Source organism: Candidatus Nitrosocosmicus sp. T (assembly GCF_054408485.1).
Genome location: NZ_CP166992.1, coordinates 2,777,399 through 2,794,566, shown reverse-complemented (window position 1 = coordinate 2,794,566; position 17,168 = coordinate 2,777,399). Strand labels below are relative to the sequence as shown.

Sequence of the window (17,168 nt, the reverse complement as noted above, 5' to 3'; positions counted from 1 at the left end):
AAAAAACAAAAACGGCTTTCTATCTCATCATTTTAAGCCAACTTCATCATCATCATCATGATATTTGTGTTCTATTTAATTAATTCATTCGTGGTTATAGATCGTGCACAATATTGACATTTTAATAGTATATTTTTTTTGTCAATTATTTCGATTTTTGAACTTAATCCTTCTTCTGTGTTTGTAATGCATCTTAAATTAGGGCATTTAAAAAAACCAATTATCTTATCAGGAAGCTGAATCCTTCTCTTTTCGGTTAATTTATAATCTTTAATAATATTGATGGTAGCATTAGGAGCAATTAATGCAAGCTTGTCGGTTTCTTTCTTTTCCAAAAACTTGTTTTCTACCTTTATAATATCTTTTTTCTTCTGTTTAACACTAGGTACGTTTAATGCTACTGTTATTACATTTCCCTCTTGACCTGTAATATTTAATATGTTGAGAACAAGAAGCGCCCTGGGCGATTCTATATGATCAATAACAGTACCGTTTCTTATTCTTCTTACCAAAAGTTGATTGAATTCTGACATATTTATACAGATACCTTAGGCTATTTTTTGTTTTTTCTATATTCCTATTATTTTATCCATCCTTTTTTTTGGCTTTTTCTTTTTCATATATTGTGTTTTCATTTCTTCAACCCAGGAATCTTTTTTCTTGTAAATTTGTTTTTTACTCCTTGGTTTGCATTCACTTAGCAAATAAGAACAAAGAATTGGAAAATATACCGATGTATCGCCATAAACTATTACGTTTCCTTTGTGTGAGGTCTTAATCTTTCCCCAACTTTTACCCTCTTGTAATGTCGCTCCCGATAGACCACCTGTATCGGGTCTTGCATCAGTGAGTTGGACTAGGAAATCATGTCCTCCTTCCTTTATTTTTAATATTTGATACAGCGCTGGGCCAGTCTGTTGAAAAAAGTTCTTTGGTACTCCTCCACCCAACTCTAATCCGCCTGAAATATCACTTTTCCACAAAATTGCTGTTGATTCCGCAATATCTTTTATAGGATTTATAGATGGTTTTCCATCAAGCATTGAAGGTAGCATATTCAATCCGATTGAAGAATCGCTGAGTGCTGGCATATAGATAGGTACATTAGATTTGTATGCTGAAACCATGAATGATTTGTCAGGGAACTTGGATTTTTCTGCAGCTTCTTTTCCTATTAAATAAGATAGATCAGCAGTTGAGCTATTGGTAATATCAATATGTTTTTGATATATGTTTTGAATATTTTTTTGTATTATCGAATCCTGAGATTGAAGTGTCCCATATTCTTTTATATATACGTCATAAATTCTTACGATTTGCTTCGAATACAATATATCATCATCCACATCAAAATGGCCTTGTCTAACCGGCAAGTCATATGCAAAGTGTAAATCATGATATGCATTTGCACCTGTTGCAACAATCCAATCAACAAAACCGTTCTCTATCATAGTTGATATAATCTTTCCAAAGCCGATTGGTGTTAATGCTCCAGCTATAGTTAAACAAATTGTCGCACCAGATTCCACCATTTCTTTCATTATATCTGCCGCCTCTGCTAGTCTTCTTGCATTGTAGCCTGTATTTCTGAATAAATTTATCAATTCTGATATTTTCATATCAGCAAAGATTTCCGGGGGTTCAATTTTTTTTCCTGAAAAACTATGTCGGTTATAGTTCAATCCATCTATTCTAGATTGAACTTATTATAATTGTAATCTAGTTAGAGTACACAAGTAAAGTATTATAATTTAAAGTGATTTATTAATGTGAAAATATTACATCTTTTTGTTGAGACAAGTCAAAAAAAAAGATGTTGATGCTAAAGATAGTTCGAATTATTTATCCAAGGATGTACAGGATATTTCTATAAACCAAAAAACATCGATAAACCAGATTTTAAAAAATATGACTGATTCTGGTGGTTTTGAGGGGAGACATTTAGCTAATGGTGTTGAAATACTCAAAAAAATGCAAAATGAAAAAAACTGCACGAGGTTCATATCATTCGTTGGTGCCCTTATGTCTACGGGGAACAGAGGTATTGTACGTGATATGATAAAGAACAAGATGTTTGATTGTATTATCACAACATGCGGTGCATTAGATCATGATATTGCAAAATCATTTTCCTCATATTATGAAGGTGATTTTAGATTGGATGATCAATTTCTACTAAAGAAAGATATTCATAGATTAGGTAACATTTTAATACCAAATAAGAATTATGGACCTCTTATTGAAAATAAAGTTCAGCCTATTTTGCAAAAACTATATCATAATTCAAAATCTTCACGAGAATTTGCACCTTCTGAAATAATTAGATATATTGGAAGTCATTTAAACGAATCATCCTTTTTGTATTGGGCATCTAAGAACAATATTCCTGTATTTGTTCCTGGAATTGTTGATGGTGCAGTAGGGAACCAGATTTGGCTATTTAATCAATCTCATAAAGATTTCAAAATTGATATCCTAAAAGATCAGACAATGTTATCTGAGATTATTTTTGATGCAAAAAAGACTGGAGCTTTCATGATGGGGGGAGGACTTTCGAAACATCATACTCTCTGGTGGAATCAGTATAGGGGTGGACTGGACTATGCCGTTTATGTTACAACTGCATCTGAATGGGACGGAAGTTTAAGCGGAGCTCCAGTTGCTGAGGCTATTTCATGGGGAAAGGTTACTACACAAGCTAAACAAGTTACTATTCATGCAGATGTGAGCGTTGTGTTACCATTTATTTACTACGCATTGATATCAAAATAAAAAAGTGTTCTTCTTGGATGGAGTTTACGATCTATTGAAGGATGATTTTATTGATTCGAGCTGCATTGGGATCCTCTGGCTGATCCATTGCGTTAGTAGTTGAATTAGCAATTTTGTCAACAATCTCTAACCCTTCGGTTACTTTTCCAAATACTGTATATTGATTATCCAAAAATTTCGAATCATTTAATACAATAAAAAACTGTGAACCAGCACTATTCGGATCATTTGTTCGAGCCATTGATAATATTCCTCTTTCATGAGGTAGACTGTTGAACTCTTGATTTATTGTGTACCCGGGACCTCCTGTACCCCAAGTATCTCTACTACTGTTGTCATTTTTTGTATTTGGGTCTCCAACCTGAATAACGAAACCTGGTACTATTCTGTGAAATACTACTCCATCGTAAAATCCTTTACTAGCCAGATCTTGAAAGTTCTTGACGTGATTTGGTGCTACGTCAGGATAAAACTCAATTTTTATTGGACCTTGAGTAGTTTCAATAATTGCTGTGTGATTTGTGGTACTAGTCATACTATTGTTTGATGTTGTATTGTCGATATTATTTAAAATATTAGATTCTAAAACTAAATTTGAAGTACCGTTTGTTACATTGCTAGCTAGAGTAGTATTGGCAGAGGATGAGGTGGAGGTGGAGGAGGAGTTGGTACCGTTTGTTACATTGTTTGTTTCATAATTATGATTCACTTTGTACACCAACACTCCAAAAAATAATCCTGGATCATCACTTTCAAAACTCTTTGAAGCGTATTCTAATGATAGTGGTTCTGAAGTGTTACCTTTTGGATACTTTATGTCCTGTACGTAAAAGGGTATTGCATTAGGCTGGTATGCTGGTGATAATGTTCCACTACTTGGGTTAAAGAATCCAACGGGTTGAAACGGCATCATATTCCCCAGAAGCGAATCCCAGTACTTTTGTTTTGGTGTATCTCCATTAGATTCTACATATTCTGATTCATTAAATCCACCTATTCGAATAAACCAATGTTTTTTACTCTCATCTCCACCACTTCCTAAAACATATAGAGGACTAGGATTGGTGGGATCCAAAGACGGCAATTTTTGTCCAACTATATATATTAAAATATAGTCTGATTTTAAGTCTTTAGCAATTTTCCATCCTTCTTCTTCGGGACTGATGAACATTTTTGCTATTGTTTCTATTCTTGTTTGATTAATTGTTGCATTATCTGCAATGGATGTCCTATTTCCCAACGTTGTTATCCAATATCCATAATCCCACCATGCTGTTACCACCGAATCAGATGGTGTGTTCTTAGACATCCAATCTAGTGTCTCTATCCAATCGTCCGTTGTTAATCGATAATTGGTGCCTCCATTAGCAATGGATGTAGGAACATCTGCAGAGGTAATCCAATTTGTATTAGCATCGTAAACCATAGGAATGGTCAACATTATTATCAAAATGGACGCAAATCCTGCATATGGTAAAAATACTTTTTTGAGTTTCGTATTCTTTTGTGATTTTACTCCGTTCATACTTGACGGCGCTAGTGTTTGTTCCGCTTCTGTTCTGATCGATGTTATGGCCCTGATTGATTGATAAATTCCTATACTTGATAAAATTATGATGCTTATCGAGGCAAATACCAAAAGCCTCGCAAATGTTGCGCTTAGATAAATTCCAGTAAGTCCTATTATCAATGCGAAAATCATATTGGTATTATTTTTATTCTTAAACGCTAGCCATATTCCTAGTCCTGCAAAAATGATCAGAATTGAAAACTGTCTAAAGTAATCCACTATCGTGGGTGTGAAATGTTCTGCAACAGACTCTACTAGTTTGTTCTCTGAAGAAAGGAATGGGTTTATTGCATTGAGATATCTAAAGGAAGGCACTTTGTAAAAGCCACCGACTACTATGGACATTCCTATAATTACGAAAATTCCTAGAATTACTGCAGTTTTTAAAGTAGTCCTTCTCTCAGAACTTTTTAACCTTACAATTGTAGTGACTAATAGGAATAACGTGCTAGTCATTAACAATAAGCCTGGCAATCCCAGAACAAATGACATACCTGGTCTCGGAAAAGCACCGGCAACTAAGATTACTGAAGCCGTAAAAAGAGCCGCTACCACTAAATTATTTTTAAGGTCTTTTGAAACAAATCCAAGGACTATTATAAAGATACCAATAGGGATTACGAAATACTGAGCTCCACCCCAGGAGGTTACTGCAAGTCCGATTAAGATTCCCCCAAAAATCGCTTTTGGGATCAAAAATTTGTATTTTTTATCCTTTAAGGCAGATAAAAACAGATATGTGCCTCCTAACCCATAGAAAAGACCTAGTGGCTCTGACTTAAACCATCCTAGATTTCCTCTTTGAATTATCGCAGGACTTACAGCAAAGAAAAGGGATGAAATTAATCCTGGGATGGTACTTCCGGTTATAGCTCTTACTACCAAGAACATAAGAACGGTGGATGCGGATCCTATGATTACCGGAAACCATATTGTGAAATCCATCAAAGACATGTTAATGCCAAAAATTTTGTAGAGCATGGCCGCAGTTAGGTGTAAGCCTGACTGTGATGTTCCAGCAATATCTCTGCCATCGGGAAACCATGACTTGTAGTCATGCCACTCAAGATATGGTCCAATTCCATTATTTACTATATATTCAGTAGCTCTATAATCAAAAAACGGATCAAATTCATTTAAATAAAAGCCGTATTTGATTGGGTATGCTCTAAGAATGAATGCAATGCTAAAAGCTAAACATAATACTGCGATTATGAGAAGATACTTAGTTGCCTTATGACTCTTCTCTGATTTTAAAAACTCTCTTCCTGCCATTACCTACACGCTAATTATGATTTTTTAAACTTTACTTAATATTTAATCATTCGTAGTGATGATGTTTGATTAGACAAATTTATTCAATTTCCATTATTGCGGTTTTACAAATATTAACATCATTACAAAAATCTTCAGCGTCCTTGACTGTTCCAACAATGGATCCATAATGCATCGGTATCGCGATTTTTTTGGGCTTGATTAACTCATTTGTGGCTTTTGCCGCTTCTTTAGCGGTCATTACATAAGTACCCGATACAGGCACAAATAAAATATCAGGATTTACATTTTCCATTTCTGGAATAATATCTGTGTCCCCTGTATGGTATATTTTTAAGCCATTTACATATACGATAAATCCGATTTTTTCATCCTTTTTCGGATGAAATTTTTTATCGGTATTATATGCTTCTATACCTCTTATTTCTATATTTCCAACAATCTTTGCTTCTTTGGGTTTTAAGGGGATTATTTCATTATCTGCATAATTATTTTTTAATACTTCCATGCATTCATGAGAGCAAATTATTTTTGTATTTTTGTTTATTACATTATTAATATCCTCTATACTTAGATGATCAAAATGATTATGAGAAATCAAAAGTATATCTGCATCACTCTTGAGAGCATACGAAGAAATTAATTTATACGGATCAACATAAATTTTATTACCATTTACTTCAAGTCTAAAACCATCATGGCCATTCCACCTTATTTCGATCCCCTCTATATTCATCATATATGTATAAAGAAGGTTATTAGGAATAATTTAAATTTGACCTAACTTTGGAATTTACAAAAATAATTCTGTTGCTTTTTAATGTGATCACATCAACTCCTTTTTTAAGAGCCCTTTTAATTAAATTCTGGTCTATTGTCGCCAAAGGCCGTCTTTTTTCCGCTGAAATATTCAATAATATGGAATCCACTGCTGAATTGGATTGTTGTGGTAATTCTAACTTATCAAGTTCATTTTTGTCTAAATACTTGAAATCCCCTTTATTTAGCTGGTCATTTATTATTTTTAAGGAAAGACTGGCAATTTTTGATCTCTTTATCCCTGCCGTTTTTTCTAACTGAACTAGTTCGTTAATCGTCTCCGGATGAATGAGCCATACTAGTTTTCCAAATCTAGATTCTAGGGCGTCCAGGTTTTTGACTGGATCATAGCATAAAACCATTAAAAAACTGGTATCAGAAATAACCTCCATCTTAATTTATACAGCTATTCCTGCACCTATCAATCGCCATCGATCTGCTATTCTCCGGCTTAAAGCTACTCTGCTTTGGGGCATCAGACAAATCGGTTTCTTTATTTTTACTTCAATCCTCTGATTTTTTGAATTTATAACATTTCCTATAGTAACCGCTGTTCCTATATTCAACCTTAAATTTTCTTTAGTTTTTATGGGTTCCACCTTAACCAAATCCTGTGTTCCAACCGCGGTATCAAATAAATTAATGTCTATCGTAATTTCATCTACTACTGGGGGCAATGAATTCGGTTTTCCAACCACTGCACCTATTAATGAATCACTTTTAATGAATGATGGATCCAGTTTTGAACCAATTGCAACCAATCCACCTGGTTTCACTTTATCCACCAAACCTGCACCAGTGGCTAATGACCCTATTTCAGAAAAAATAGGGTCATATCTGTTCTTCTTTTCATTGTAAATCCCAGGCAAAATTTCTATTTCACTGCCTGCTTCAAATTCACCTTGAATTAAAGCCCCCCCTAATACTCCTCCTTTGATGTTTTTAATGGGTGTACCTGGTTTGTTGATATCAAAAGATCTCAATATGTGCATTATACCATTTTTGTTGTGAATCCTTTCTGGCGTGGGAATATATTTTTCAATGTGTTCGATTAATACGTCGATATTTGCCTTGTGCTGTGCTGATATGGGAATTATTGGGGCATTTTCAGCCACACTTCCCTTTACAAATTCTTTTATTTGGTTGTAATTTTCTATTGCATTCTCTTTTTCAGTTAGATCAACTTTGTTTTGTACGATTACAATATTTTCAATCCCTAGTACCTGTAATGCTAGTAGATGTTCTCTAGTTTGTGGTTGTGGTACTTTCTCGTTTGCTGCAACAACTAATATTGCACCATCCATAAGAGCACCTCCAGAAAGCATATTAGCCATTAAACTTTCGTGACCGGGGGAATCAACGAAGCTAACTACTCTTGATAATTCTGCTTCAGAATTACATATACCACATTTGGGTTGAACAGAATAATTTGATGGAGGCTGACAATTGGGACATTTATAAAAAGCGGCATCTGCATAACCTACTTTAATCGTAATTCCTCGTCGAAGCTCTTCACTATGACCGCTCGTCCAAACTCCTGTTATAGCTTCAATAAGTGTAGTTTTACCATGATCTACATGTCCTGAGGTACCTATGTTTATACATGGTTGATAACCATATTTTTGAATATACCATTCAGGTAAAGTATCCTTCCAGTGCAATACATGATGTATTTTTTCATTCAAATATTAATTTACTTAAAGTGTTAAACTAGATAATTATAAGAGAAGATAAAAAAAATTTTTTTAATTTTATTTAGTTACCTGAGGGGCTTCTTCTTGTGTTGAAGGTTGTTGCTCTTTTTCAGGCAATGTCGCATCAATTAAACTACAATTCACTTGATAGATTTCCTCTGTGATCATGCTTCCTCTGACCAATTTTCTTTTTCTTTCCCCGGGTTCTAGATTTCGCATTCCAACTCCTTTTGTCATGAGTACATATTTTTTTGTGGCCCCATGCAGATCTGAGCGCATAGGTGTACCTGATTTGTCGCTTCCGCCGGTTAACTTTATTTTTCCTTCCTTAAATCCTAAAATAGACGATTCTAATATGTCTCCAAGTTTAGAACCTAATAGTGGTTGAGCACTTTTATCCTTTAACTCCTGATTAGTGCTTTTACCCTTTGAATCTGAGATAACTACTTTAAATTCTACCAAAGTCTTTATTAGATAAATTTTCAACCTTAATTAATCTTGCTAAAAATTTCACTCTTCTTCATTGCCTTTTGTTGAGTGAAATTTTCAACCTAAACTTATATTTTAATCTAATAAACTTGTTGCATGCGGGTTATTTTTTATATAATTAAAATCCACTTTTATCCCAACTTGATTGAAAATTATCTGCTAAGGTAACCGCTTTTTCTTTCATCTGTTCAATATAATCATCGTAATCTATTTCAATACCACATTTTTCACATTTTATCCTATTCTTTTCAATATCAAAATTAGCCTTGTTATTGCAATTTCCACATCTGGCGTCCATGATGAATATTGGTTGTTGAATTCTTAAATATTTTTTTATCAACCTTGAAAATCAATTCAACTAACTAGTCGATTAATTAATTGATTAATTGGCCTGATGTTTCATCAGCTATCAACCGTATTCTTTATTATGGAAAACCAAAATATTGACTATTGTACTAATTAACCTGTATGAAAATTAAAGAATTATTGGATGGAAATGTAGTTGGATCTGGCTCCGATTATCTAGTTATTCAAAAGGAAAAGAAGCGGTATTATCTAGAAATTCTTCCACTTACTTTAAAAGAATTAAAAAATTCATCTACCCCATATGGTTCTCAAATCGATTAAGTAGGTAATCACAAGGAGAGTTTGAATAACGATTAAATCAAATAAGATATTAATTAAAGTATTTGATGCCGAATAAATCTGCCTCCACCGTCTTAGACTCAGCCGAAGAAAAAGTAAAAGTAAAAGTACAAGTTGAAGAATTAAAGAGGGATAGCTCTCAATCAGCAACAAAGTTAGAAAAGTATAAAATTATTTATAATAAGAAGGCAGAATCCGAGTTTTTTGTGGATAATTCCGCATTAGCTGGTTTTACCGGTGAACGTATTTTATACATGGCCATTAGAGAGCTTATAGAAAACTCTTTGGACTCTTGCGAAAGTTTTTCGATTCTGCCGTCCATTAAGATTTCATTAAAAATTTTTGATCAATCTAATGATTTGTGGATGTTGACTTGCGAAGATAATGGAACGGGAATAAATTCAGATAAATTGCCCATAGCCGTTTGCTCTTTTCTAACATCTGCAAAATACATGGAGAAACAACAAAGGGGACTCTTCGGAGTTGGTTTGAAAATGGTTGCGGCTTTTTCTACAAAAGATACTGATTTTCCAATAAAAGTTTGGAATAAATCAATTGATGAGCAAGATGAATATTATTTTGAGTTACGAACTGATATTGGAACCAATAAGCCTATTGTATTGTCAAAAAAATTACTGCTTAAACAACATCGTCGTATTGAGGGTACATCAGGTTTTAGGATCGAAGTTATTTTGAGGGCAAAGTTAGTACCTATTACTAAGAACAAAATTTATGAGTATGTTTCTGAAACGAGTATTGTAAATCCTTATTCATCCATAACCTTTGAAACAGATGATGGAATATTTCAATTTAATAGAAGGACATCCATAATGCCTAATCCGGCACAAGAAATCTTGCCTCATCCTTCCGATATGGATCTAAAAACCTTAAAAAAAGCCATTTCTAAATTCCAAGCTCAAAAAATGTCTTTACCAAAAATTTTAAGTTCATCATTTCAAAAGCTTTCTTATGAAAAAGCGAAGGATATCGTCACTAATACCGGACTGTCATTAAAGACCTCCACTGGTGATTTTAGTGAGCATGATCTTATTAAGATTGTAAACATTTGCAAAAAAACTAAATTCCAGAATCCCAATACGGATCATTTGAGTCCTATTGGTAGAGAAGTCCTTACAATAGGAATGATGTCGGAATATACCATTGTCTCAAATAAAGGGAACGATAACGATAACACAGGAGTAACGACCACAGTTGAAAAGCCTGTTCTTAATAATACCGATTCTGCCCCTCAAGGAACCGATGACACTGTTACTGCATCGACTTTTGAATCAATACAAAATGAGAAATCAACACCAACACCAACACCAACACCATTCAAAAATAATTTATCAAAATCAAATTTTTCAGTTAAAGTCCTTAAGCCTGTCCTTACTACTTATACATCAAGAACTTGTGTCATAAATAATAGGCCCACAGTAGTTGAAACTGGTTTGGCTTATGGTGGGGATATTCCTTCATTCAAGTTATATCGGTTTGCTAATAAAATCCCTCTATTATACGATGAAGGATCCGATGTTGCTAGAGAGGTTATATCAGAAGTAGAGATTAATAAGATGGGGATCACCAAAAAACAAGCAAAGGAACAATTTTCTGTCAACAAAGAATCAAAAAAAGATAGAGTCATTGAGGTTTTGCCATTGCATATTTTTTTCCATATTTGTTCAACCAAAATCCCTTACAAAACCGCCGGAAAAGAAAGTATTGCTTCAGAAGGCGAACTAAAATATTATATGAAATCCTGTTTATCCGAACTATATAGGAAGTTAAGTACACAAATACGCAAGGAACTCAAATTAAAGGAGGCAGAAAATAAGATCAGACTGTATAAACACTATCTGCCATTCATAGTAGATTCAATAAATGATTCGCTTGGGAGTAAAAATTCAAAATTAAACGAATCGTTTTCTAGATTGATTGAGAATCATTTATCCAAGAAACCCCAAATCGATATATCTGATGCTGCTGATCCTACTTTACCCGTTCAAGCATCTAATGAAATGGATCTTGCAGATATAGATTTAGAGCAGGATATACAGGATATACCACAGACTCAAAAGGCCCCACAGACTCAAAAGACCAAAGATGCCGCCTTTTCTAAACCAAACTTAAACGAGATAGAACTTAAAAAGGATAATAAAAAGATCGGTTTGAGCTTTACTGGTAAATTAGGTAAGGTTGATCCTACAAGAAATGTAACTAAAAATAAAAAACACAAAGGTGCGAATAAGAAATTAATCATCAAAGAAAAAGACACTACAAATAATAAAAACAAGCGCCTCACTGTGAAAACAAGTATAAACAGGACAAAAATTCATAAATCCTTTAATAAACCTCCAAATCAGTCTAAAGCCAAAGAAGTTCAATCAACGATAGATTCCTATAGTAAAAGGGTAAATAAGGGTAAAAAGAAATAAATAATCTATCTATTGTCTACTGCAAAAAAACGAGAATTTGTTACTATCATAAAAAGGATTATGAGGAAAATATCTGATGATGTAATCAAGCAAAATCAAATGCCTATTCTAGATTTACCAAAAATAGGATATGATAATACTGTTTGGTCGGATGAAAAAAGAATGCTTACAACAGGTGAAAAAAAAATTGAAGTTAGTCCAGATAGCGTAAAGAAAATACCCACTTTTGCTCAATATTTGGTCATGGCCAATGCAGTAAAAAAATTAATTGATGAAGATATGGAAAGTACTATTCGAGGGATGTATTATGCTACCCTTAGTAATGTAGGAGACGATAAAAACAAGCAAAAATTTTGGACAGGCCAAGAGGATTCTGATAATGCTATAAAAGCTGTTGAGCTTTTAACTGGAATCCCAAGAGAAGAGTTTTCTGTAACTTCAAAACCTAAAGGAATGATTTCTGGGCCAATAAAATTGCGGGTTGGGGGTGACATAATAGATTGTAATCTTGGAAGCAGAGCCACATCTCAACTTATCCCAACCAACATTGGCGATGTCCAAATAGATGATGTCAAGGCGGATTTTGTAATGGTGGTCGAAAAAGACACCGTTCTAAATAATATAAGGAAATCTGGTTTTATTCAGAAATACAACGCTATTTTGTTAACTGGGTCAGGTGAACCGGATCGTGCAACAAGAATGATGGTGAAGATTCTAAATGAACAGTGGAAAAAACCTGTGGTAGTTTTTGCCGATGCCGATCCTTGGGGCTTGGGTATTGCGTTAAGGTACAAGATTGGTAGCGAATCGTTAAGTTATGATAGTGAAAGGCTGGTAACTCCAAATGCTCAGGTCCTTGGAATGATGTTTTCAGATATTTATCAGTATAATATTCCAGAAGTTGCTCGATTGACAGCAACTGATGAAGATATTAATAGAGCCAACGACATGAAAAAGAAACCTTGGATGCAAAATAAACAATGGCAAAAAGAACTAAATCTCTTTTTAAATAAAAAGGAAAAATGTGAATTAGACGCTTTCTTTAAACATGGATTTAAATATCTATCCGAAACCTATTTGCCTCAAAAGCTTCGCATGGTAGGTTTAATCTAAGTGAGCTTGAGAATCTAAAAAATATTTTTATATTTTTTGATTATGGTTGATATGATGTATAAATGCCTATATATGCATCAGTCGCTTACTATTTTGATATTATCAGCTTGTTTAACTTATGGGTTGTTGTCTTCTCAGTATCTATTGTTTTTCTGTTGTAATTGTAATTTGAGATTATCAAGTCCTGGTGATCACTTCTTTTATCCGCATTACAGTTAATACTCCTAGTAGATTTCACTTTTAAAATGCAGTGTTTTTTATATAATGATTTAACATAATCTGAATTAGAATTAGAAAGCAATACTTTAGAGCCAATATTGTCTAATCTGTCAAATTCACTTGCCAATTCTTTGTGTTGCTGCATTCCAAAACTTTCTTTAGTATAATCTGTAAAGTTTGATGTTCTTGATACTGGAAAATAGGGTGGATCTAAATAAACAAAATCATTGTCTTTACACTTTAAAGTAGTATTTTTATAAATATCACAAGCAATCTTTATTTCCGCACTATTGAGTAAACTAGAGCAATCAATAAGCTTCTCTTTATTGCATATTTTTGGATTGAAATACCTGCCATGGGGAACATTAAAGTTTCCTATCTTGTTTACCCTGTACAATCCATTATAACATGTCTTGTTCAAGAAAATAAACTTCGCTGCTGCCTCTGTATTGGTTTTACTACTTTTATCATCCCTTACAAAATAGTAATATTTTTCTCCACTTTTATGATAACTGTTTTGATGATCCATCAGGATTTCTATCAGTTCATGTATGTTATTTCTTACTTCTCTATACGTGTTAATCAAATGGGGATTTGAATCTGATAAGTAAGCTTTAAACGGTTTTCTTGATTGAATTAAATAAAAGAAAAAAGCACCACTACCTAAAAAGGGCTCAAAATATCTGTCAATATTAGTTGGTGTAAATTTGTCTAATAATGTAACTAGCCTTCTCTTTCCACCTGCCCATTTCAAAAAAGATGTTGTATTGGTTTTGTACAATTGGTATGTAGTTATGCGTTAAATTGTCATTAAGACATATGATTGTTTTCTATGTCACTAAATTATAGTAGAAACTAATAAAATGTTTATATTGGTATTATTTTCCAGTCAGTCCCTATCTGATGTAAGAAAAGAATAAGATTCTTTGACTTTGTTTGATGCATCTGTGAGAAATTGATTTCTAATAACTTTTCCGTAATAAACTATATCTCTAGATAGCATTTCTATCCGTAATAGTGTTTTTTTGTTTATTAAGTTGCCTGCATCATCAAAGTCATTGGAGCTTGTTGAAATGCCGTAGGGCATACTCCATCCATAGCATTGTCTTACTGCAGTCCTCATTTGTTCCATTACCGTAAGTCCTTTTTCATGAGATGCACAAATGTATCCAAATGTTTTTCCAGAAAATTCCTTCCAAAAATAGTCTAAAAAATTCTTTAATACACCTGACATCGAACCATGATAATCAGGAGAAGTCAAAATAATCGCATCTGCCCATCTGACTAGAGTATCTGCCATTTGTAAGCTTTCTTTTTCTGCAGTTTGAATCTGATCGTGATTCAAATTGGGTTCATAAATAGGCATTCGATTTTTTCTGAGGTCAAATAAATTAATCTCTGCATTATAATTATCTTTAGCTATTTTTAAAGCGTGCTCTAATGCTTTAAAACTATAGGAATTGCTCCTCATACTTCCTGCAATTCCCAATAATTTTATTGTCATTAGTTTTTTTTCAATTGTTTATTATTTGAATATTTACTTTTTATATTGATTCACATAAAAAGTTCAAAGAGCGTGATAGAAATCAAAGAAAATTAATCTTCTACTAGAATTGAATTATAGTTTTAAGAAAAAAATACGTACATAATTATTAAAAACAATCCTCATAAAGAATATCCACTAAAAAATCATAACCATGTATTACAATAAACTAACTTCGAGTCTCATACCTGCAATTTTCTTATTATTAGTTATAAGTTCAGTTAACTTTTCATCAATCAAATTGGTTGATGCTGCTCCAGGTGATCTGGTAAACTACAACAATAACTTTCAAACATATACCTCACCTAACGATCCTAATAAAGACTCCGCCATGCAAAATGCTGATTGTGTAGTGAATTTCATGTCAAGCTATGTATATACATCTTCCTCAGCTGAAAATTGTAACAATAGTGGTACTGGTAGCTCAAGCAGCAGCAGCAGCAGTAGCCCATCAATGTCCCCTGTTGCACCAAGCAGCCAAGGTCAGGGCTTACCGTCATCTGATGGTCCTCAAACAGGCATGACAGATGGTTCTGGTGTAGGCATAGTTCGAGTCGTGGATACGAATTCTAATGCTGGTAGCTCTGCCCCAGTACAATCCTCTTCATTTACAACAACAACAACTAACAGCAATCCTAATGATACTAACAATGTGAATGTAGATGTAGACAGTGATGCAAAAGACAACGATAATGATGATGATAACAAAGACAAAGACAGTGATGCAAAAGACAACGATAATGATGATGATAACAAAGACAAAGACAGTGATGCAAAAGACAACGATAATGATGATGATAACAAAGACAAAGACAGTGATGCAAAAGACAACGATAATGATGATGATAACAAAGACAAAGACAGTGATGCAAAAGTATACAACGAAAATACTGTGAATAAAGAAGAGCGCAAATTATTGCTTACTACCTGCTTTGAAAGAGCATATGACAAAGGAAATTATCTGTCAACAGAAGAAATTGAAAAATGTGCCAAAAACTACATCAGCTAATTTCTTTTAGTTAGTTCTTTTTTTGATTATCGAGTGCGTAGGATAATCAATTATTTCATTTCTTAAATCCAATCATTGTGATAATCAAAGCCCGAAACCCCGATCTTGATATCTGTAATTGCAAACTACTTGACTAGATCTGTATTATTATTACTCATTTAAAGAACCGATTATGTAAACATTGTACTTGGATTGTTTTGTCAAATAAAATAAAATAAAATAAAATAAAATAAAATAAAATAAAATAAAACATCTCAAAATAGAAATAATGTCTGATATTAGTTGTCGCCTCTCAGCCTAAGTCCAGTACTCCGTATCAAAGAATGAATAATCAAGTGTGTACTTATTATTGTGTCTTGTGTAAAGAACTTGATGGATTCTGATTCAATCAAAAAGGATTATTTTGATAAACTCGGTTTGCTTTTTGAAAATAAGCTATTAGATTACGATACTTTTACTCATTATAAGAAAAGAGGTGTAAAAATATATGATACCAATAGCGATTTAAAATGTAGTCATCTATCTAAAATAATTCCCTACATAGTAATTGGGGCTTCAGATGAGTTCGTTAATAAGATGAGTGTGCCATATCAAGCTACAAGTTTTATAGCAGCTAAAGCTTTTTCACCAAATAGCGGAGTTTTTATTTTTAAGCTTCTTGGGTTAAGAGGAGGAGGTGTTACGTTACTCACAGGTGGCAGTAGGAAGTTGGGTGACAACATATTTGCTTCTTTGCATCGTATCATTGTAGGAAATCAAGCTATTATAGTTACAGTAAATAACATGATGGAGAACTATGGTCAAATTTGGTCTTGGGATTTTTTTGGAAAACACTTAAGGGAACCACACCCGGCTCTATACAGCGAACTTTTGAATCTTTCAAAGAAACTTGTGGATCCTGATAATTTTTATTTTATTGTTTCCATCCGTTCACTAAAAAGTATTTCTGAATCACATTTGGTCGAATTTTATGAGAAAAATAAAATAGCAATGCTGAATCCAAAGAACAATCAAAAGGTAATAATACTTACTACCAGTTTAGTTTATGACCATCTTTCAAAGATCATCAAAGAATCCAACCTTATCACTTTTATCGATACTGGGGAAAAATTTGATATTCACAATGGACTTTGGATCCTGAGAGAAAAATATGGTGTCAAGTATCTACTAAATGACGGTGGCAGAAAATTGTCTGAATCCATAAGGACTAAAGGGTTGTTAGGTGAAGAAAGAATAACATTAGAGCCTTTCAATCCTGCTATTCTTAGCTATACTATAGACGACACCTGTATTCTGGGAAAAAAAGGTTGGGGTATAGACAAATCAGAATTGAAGGGCTCCATAATACTGGATTCTTTAAAAATAGAAGATGAGAAAGCTAATGTGTATGTATATCCACTAGATGAATCAAAGGTTTTGAATAGAAATAAATGATTATGAGCAAATATGATAAGTTAACGATTTTCTCTCAAATTTCTTCTTTCCCTCTACGTGCTGATACATTCTTAATATATGGTAGAAGATAACACTCACTCACTTACTCACTCCAATCAGTAATCTAACTAAAATCTGTTCTTAATTTTAT

Annotated in this window: 16 protein-coding genes; 6 read left to right on the top strand and 10 right to left on the bottom strand. The window is 33.4% G+C overall.

The genetic code is table 11. The features are described 5' to 3' along the window. Nucleotides 1–71 precede the first annotated feature (71 nt). Together pyrI and AB0A59_RS14385 are read right to left on the bottom strand one after the other, a co-directional pair. Complete coding sequence (gene pyrI, locus AB0A59_RS14390; protein ID WP_186434165.1) at nt 72–533, bottom strand: aspartate carbamoyltransferase regulatory subunit; 462 nt, start codon at nt 531–533, stop codon at nt 72–74. A gap of 36 nt (nt 534–569) precedes the next feature. Beyond that, nucleotides 570–1,682 carry a deoxyhypusine synthase family protein gene (locus tag AB0A59_RS14385; RefSeq protein ID WP_458744882.1) on the bottom strand — a complete coding sequence of 371 codons (1,113 nt, stop codon included), beginning with the start codon at nt 1,680–1,682 and terminating at the stop codon, nt 570–572. A gap of 109 nt (nt 1,683–1,791) precedes the next feature. Between AB0A59_RS14385 and AB0A59_RS14380 the strand changes: the two genes are divergently transcribed. Further along, complete coding sequence (locus AB0A59_RS14380) at nt 1,792–2,772, top strand: deoxyhypusine synthase (protein ID WP_458744881.1); 981 nt, start codon at nt 1,792–1,794, stop codon at nt 2,770–2,772. Between the two features lie 31 nt (nt 2,773–2,803). Here AB0A59_RS14380 and AB0A59_RS14375 read toward each other — a convergent pair whose 3' ends face one another. The 6 genes from AB0A59_RS14375 to AB0A59_RS14350 form a co-directional block, all read right to left on the bottom strand. Further along, nucleotides 2,804–5,617: a peptidylprolyl isomerase gene (locus AB0A59_RS14375; protein WP_458744879.1), complete on the bottom strand. Its 2,814-nt coding sequence runs from the start codon at nt 5,615–5,617 to the stop codon at nt 2,804–2,806. Nucleotides 5,618–5,696: 79 nt separating this feature from the next. Further along, the gene (locus AB0A59_RS14370) at nt 5,697–6,356 is read right to left on the bottom strand and encodes an MBL fold metallo-hydrolase (RefSeq protein ID WP_458744877.1); all 660 of its coding nucleotides are present in this window, start codon (nt 6,354–6,356) and stop codon (nt 5,697–5,699) included. Nucleotides 6,357–6,375: 19 nt separating this feature from the next. After that, entirely contained in the window at nt 6,376–6,828 is a 453-nt protein-coding gene (locus AB0A59_RS14365; protein ID WP_458744876.1) for a hypothetical protein, read from the bottom strand. A 6-nt stretch (nt 6,829–6,834) separates the two neighbouring features. Continuing rightward, nucleotides 6,835–8,064: a translation initiation factor IF-2 subunit gamma gene (locus AB0A59_RS14360; RefSeq protein ID WP_458747620.1), complete on the bottom strand. Its 1,230-nt coding sequence runs from the start codon at nt 8,062–8,064 to the stop codon at nt 6,835–6,837. A 123-nt stretch (nt 8,065–8,187) separates the two neighbouring features. Continuing rightward, on the bottom strand, nt 8,188–8,592 hold the full coding sequence (locus AB0A59_RS14355; RefSeq protein WP_458744874.1) for a S6e family ribosomal protein: 405 nt from the start codon (nt 8,590–8,592) through the stop codon (nt 8,188–8,190). A 145-nt stretch (nt 8,593–8,737) separates the two neighbouring features. Continuing rightward, a complete protein-coding gene (locus AB0A59_RS14350; protein ID WP_458744872.1) occupies nt 8,738–8,917 on the bottom strand; it encodes a zinc-domain-containing protein in 180 nt (59 codons plus the stop codon). Nucleotides 8,918–9,087: 170 nt separating this feature from the next. Between AB0A59_RS14350 and AB0A59_RS14345 the strand changes: the two genes are divergently transcribed. The 3 genes from AB0A59_RS14345 (at nt 9,088) to AB0A59_RS14335 (ending at nt 12,812) form a co-directional block, all read left to right on the top strand. Further along, a complete protein-coding gene (locus AB0A59_RS14345) occupies nt 9,088–9,246 on the top strand; it encodes a hypothetical protein (RefSeq protein WP_458744871.1) in 159 nt (52 codons plus the stop codon). 65 nt (nt 9,247–9,311) lie between these two features. Continuing rightward, entirely contained in the window at nt 9,312–11,699 is a 2,388-nt protein-coding gene (locus AB0A59_RS14340; RefSeq protein WP_458744869.1) for a DNA topoisomerase VI subunit B, read from the top strand. 12 nt (nt 11,700–11,711) lie between these two features. Continuing rightward, a complete protein-coding gene (locus AB0A59_RS14335; RefSeq protein WP_458744867.1) occupies nt 11,712–12,812 on the top strand; it encodes a DNA topoisomerase IV subunit A in 1,101 nt (366 codons plus the stop codon). Between the two features lie 88 nt (nt 12,813–12,900). Here the strand turns inward: AB0A59_RS14335 and AB0A59_RS14330 are convergent, their stop codons facing one another. Together AB0A59_RS14330 and AB0A59_RS14325 are read right to left on the bottom strand one after the other, a co-directional pair. Continuing rightward, a complete protein-coding gene (locus AB0A59_RS14330) occupies nt 12,901–13,812 on the bottom strand; it encodes a DNA adenine methylase (RefSeq protein ID WP_458744866.1) in 912 nt (303 codons plus the stop codon). Nucleotides 13,813–13,920: 108 nt separating this feature from the next. Beyond that, nucleotides 13,921–14,535: an NADPH-dependent FMN reductase gene (locus tag AB0A59_RS14325; protein WP_458744865.1), complete on the bottom strand. Its 615-nt coding sequence runs from the start codon at nt 14,533–14,535 to the stop codon at nt 13,921–13,923. A gap of 193 nt (nt 14,536–14,728) precedes the next feature. Between AB0A59_RS14325 and AB0A59_RS14320 the strand changes: the two genes are divergently transcribed. Together AB0A59_RS14320 and AB0A59_RS14315 are read left to right on the top strand one after the other, a co-directional pair. Then, nucleotides 14,729–15,583 (top strand): hypothetical protein, encoded by an 855-nt coding sequence (locus AB0A59_RS14320; RefSeq protein ID WP_458744864.1) that lies wholly within the window; start codon nt 14,729–14,731, stop codon nt 15,581–15,583. A gap of 372 nt (nt 15,584–15,955) precedes the next feature. Further along, a complete protein-coding gene (locus AB0A59_RS14315) occupies nt 15,956–17,017 on the top strand; it encodes a hypothetical protein (protein ID WP_458744863.1) in 1,062 nt (353 codons plus the stop codon). The last annotated feature ends 151 nt before the right edge of the window (nt 17,018–17,168 follow it).

What these genes read in the sequence shown, in the direction of transcription:
- AB0A59_RS14365 (WP_458744876.1), bottom strand. Translation starts at nt 6,828, where the DNA reads ATGGAGGTTATTTCTGATACCAGTTTTTTAATGGTTTTATGCTATGAT.
- pyrI (WP_186434165.1), bottom strand. Translation starts at nt 533, where the DNA reads ATGTCAGAATTCAATCAACTTTTGGTAAGAAGAATAAGAAACGGTACT.
- AB0A59_RS14320 (WP_458744864.1), top strand. Translation starts at nt 14,729, where the DNA reads ATGTATTACAATAAACTAACTTCGAGTCTCATACCTGCAATTTTCTTA.
- AB0A59_RS14315 (WP_458744863.1), top strand. Translation starts at nt 15,956, where the DNA reads ATGGATTCTGATTCAATCAAAAAGGATTATTTTGATAAACTCGGTTTG.
- AB0A59_RS14370 (WP_458744877.1), bottom strand. Translation starts at nt 6,356, where the DNA reads ATGATGAATATAGAGGGGATCGAAATAAGGTGGAATGGCCATGATGGT.
- AB0A59_RS14325 (WP_458744865.1), bottom strand. Translation starts at nt 14,535, where the DNA reads ATGACAATAAAATTATTGGGAATTGCAGGAAGTATGAGGAGCAATTCC.
- AB0A59_RS14345 (WP_458744871.1), top strand. Translation starts at nt 9,088, where the DNA reads ATGAAAATTAAAGAATTATTGGATGGAAATGTAGTTGGATCTGGCTCC.
- AB0A59_RS14375 (WP_458744879.1), bottom strand. Translation starts at nt 5,617, where the DNA reads ATGGCAGGAAGAGAGTTTTTAAAATCAGAGAAGAGTCATAAGGCAACT.
- AB0A59_RS14340 (WP_458744869.1), top strand. Translation starts at nt 9,312, where the DNA reads ATGCCGAATAAATCTGCCTCCACCGTCTTAGACTCAGCCGAAGAAAAA.
- AB0A59_RS14350 (WP_458744872.1), bottom strand. Translation starts at nt 8,917, where the DNA reads ATGGACGCCAGATGTGGAAATTGCAATAACAAGGCTAATTTTGATATT.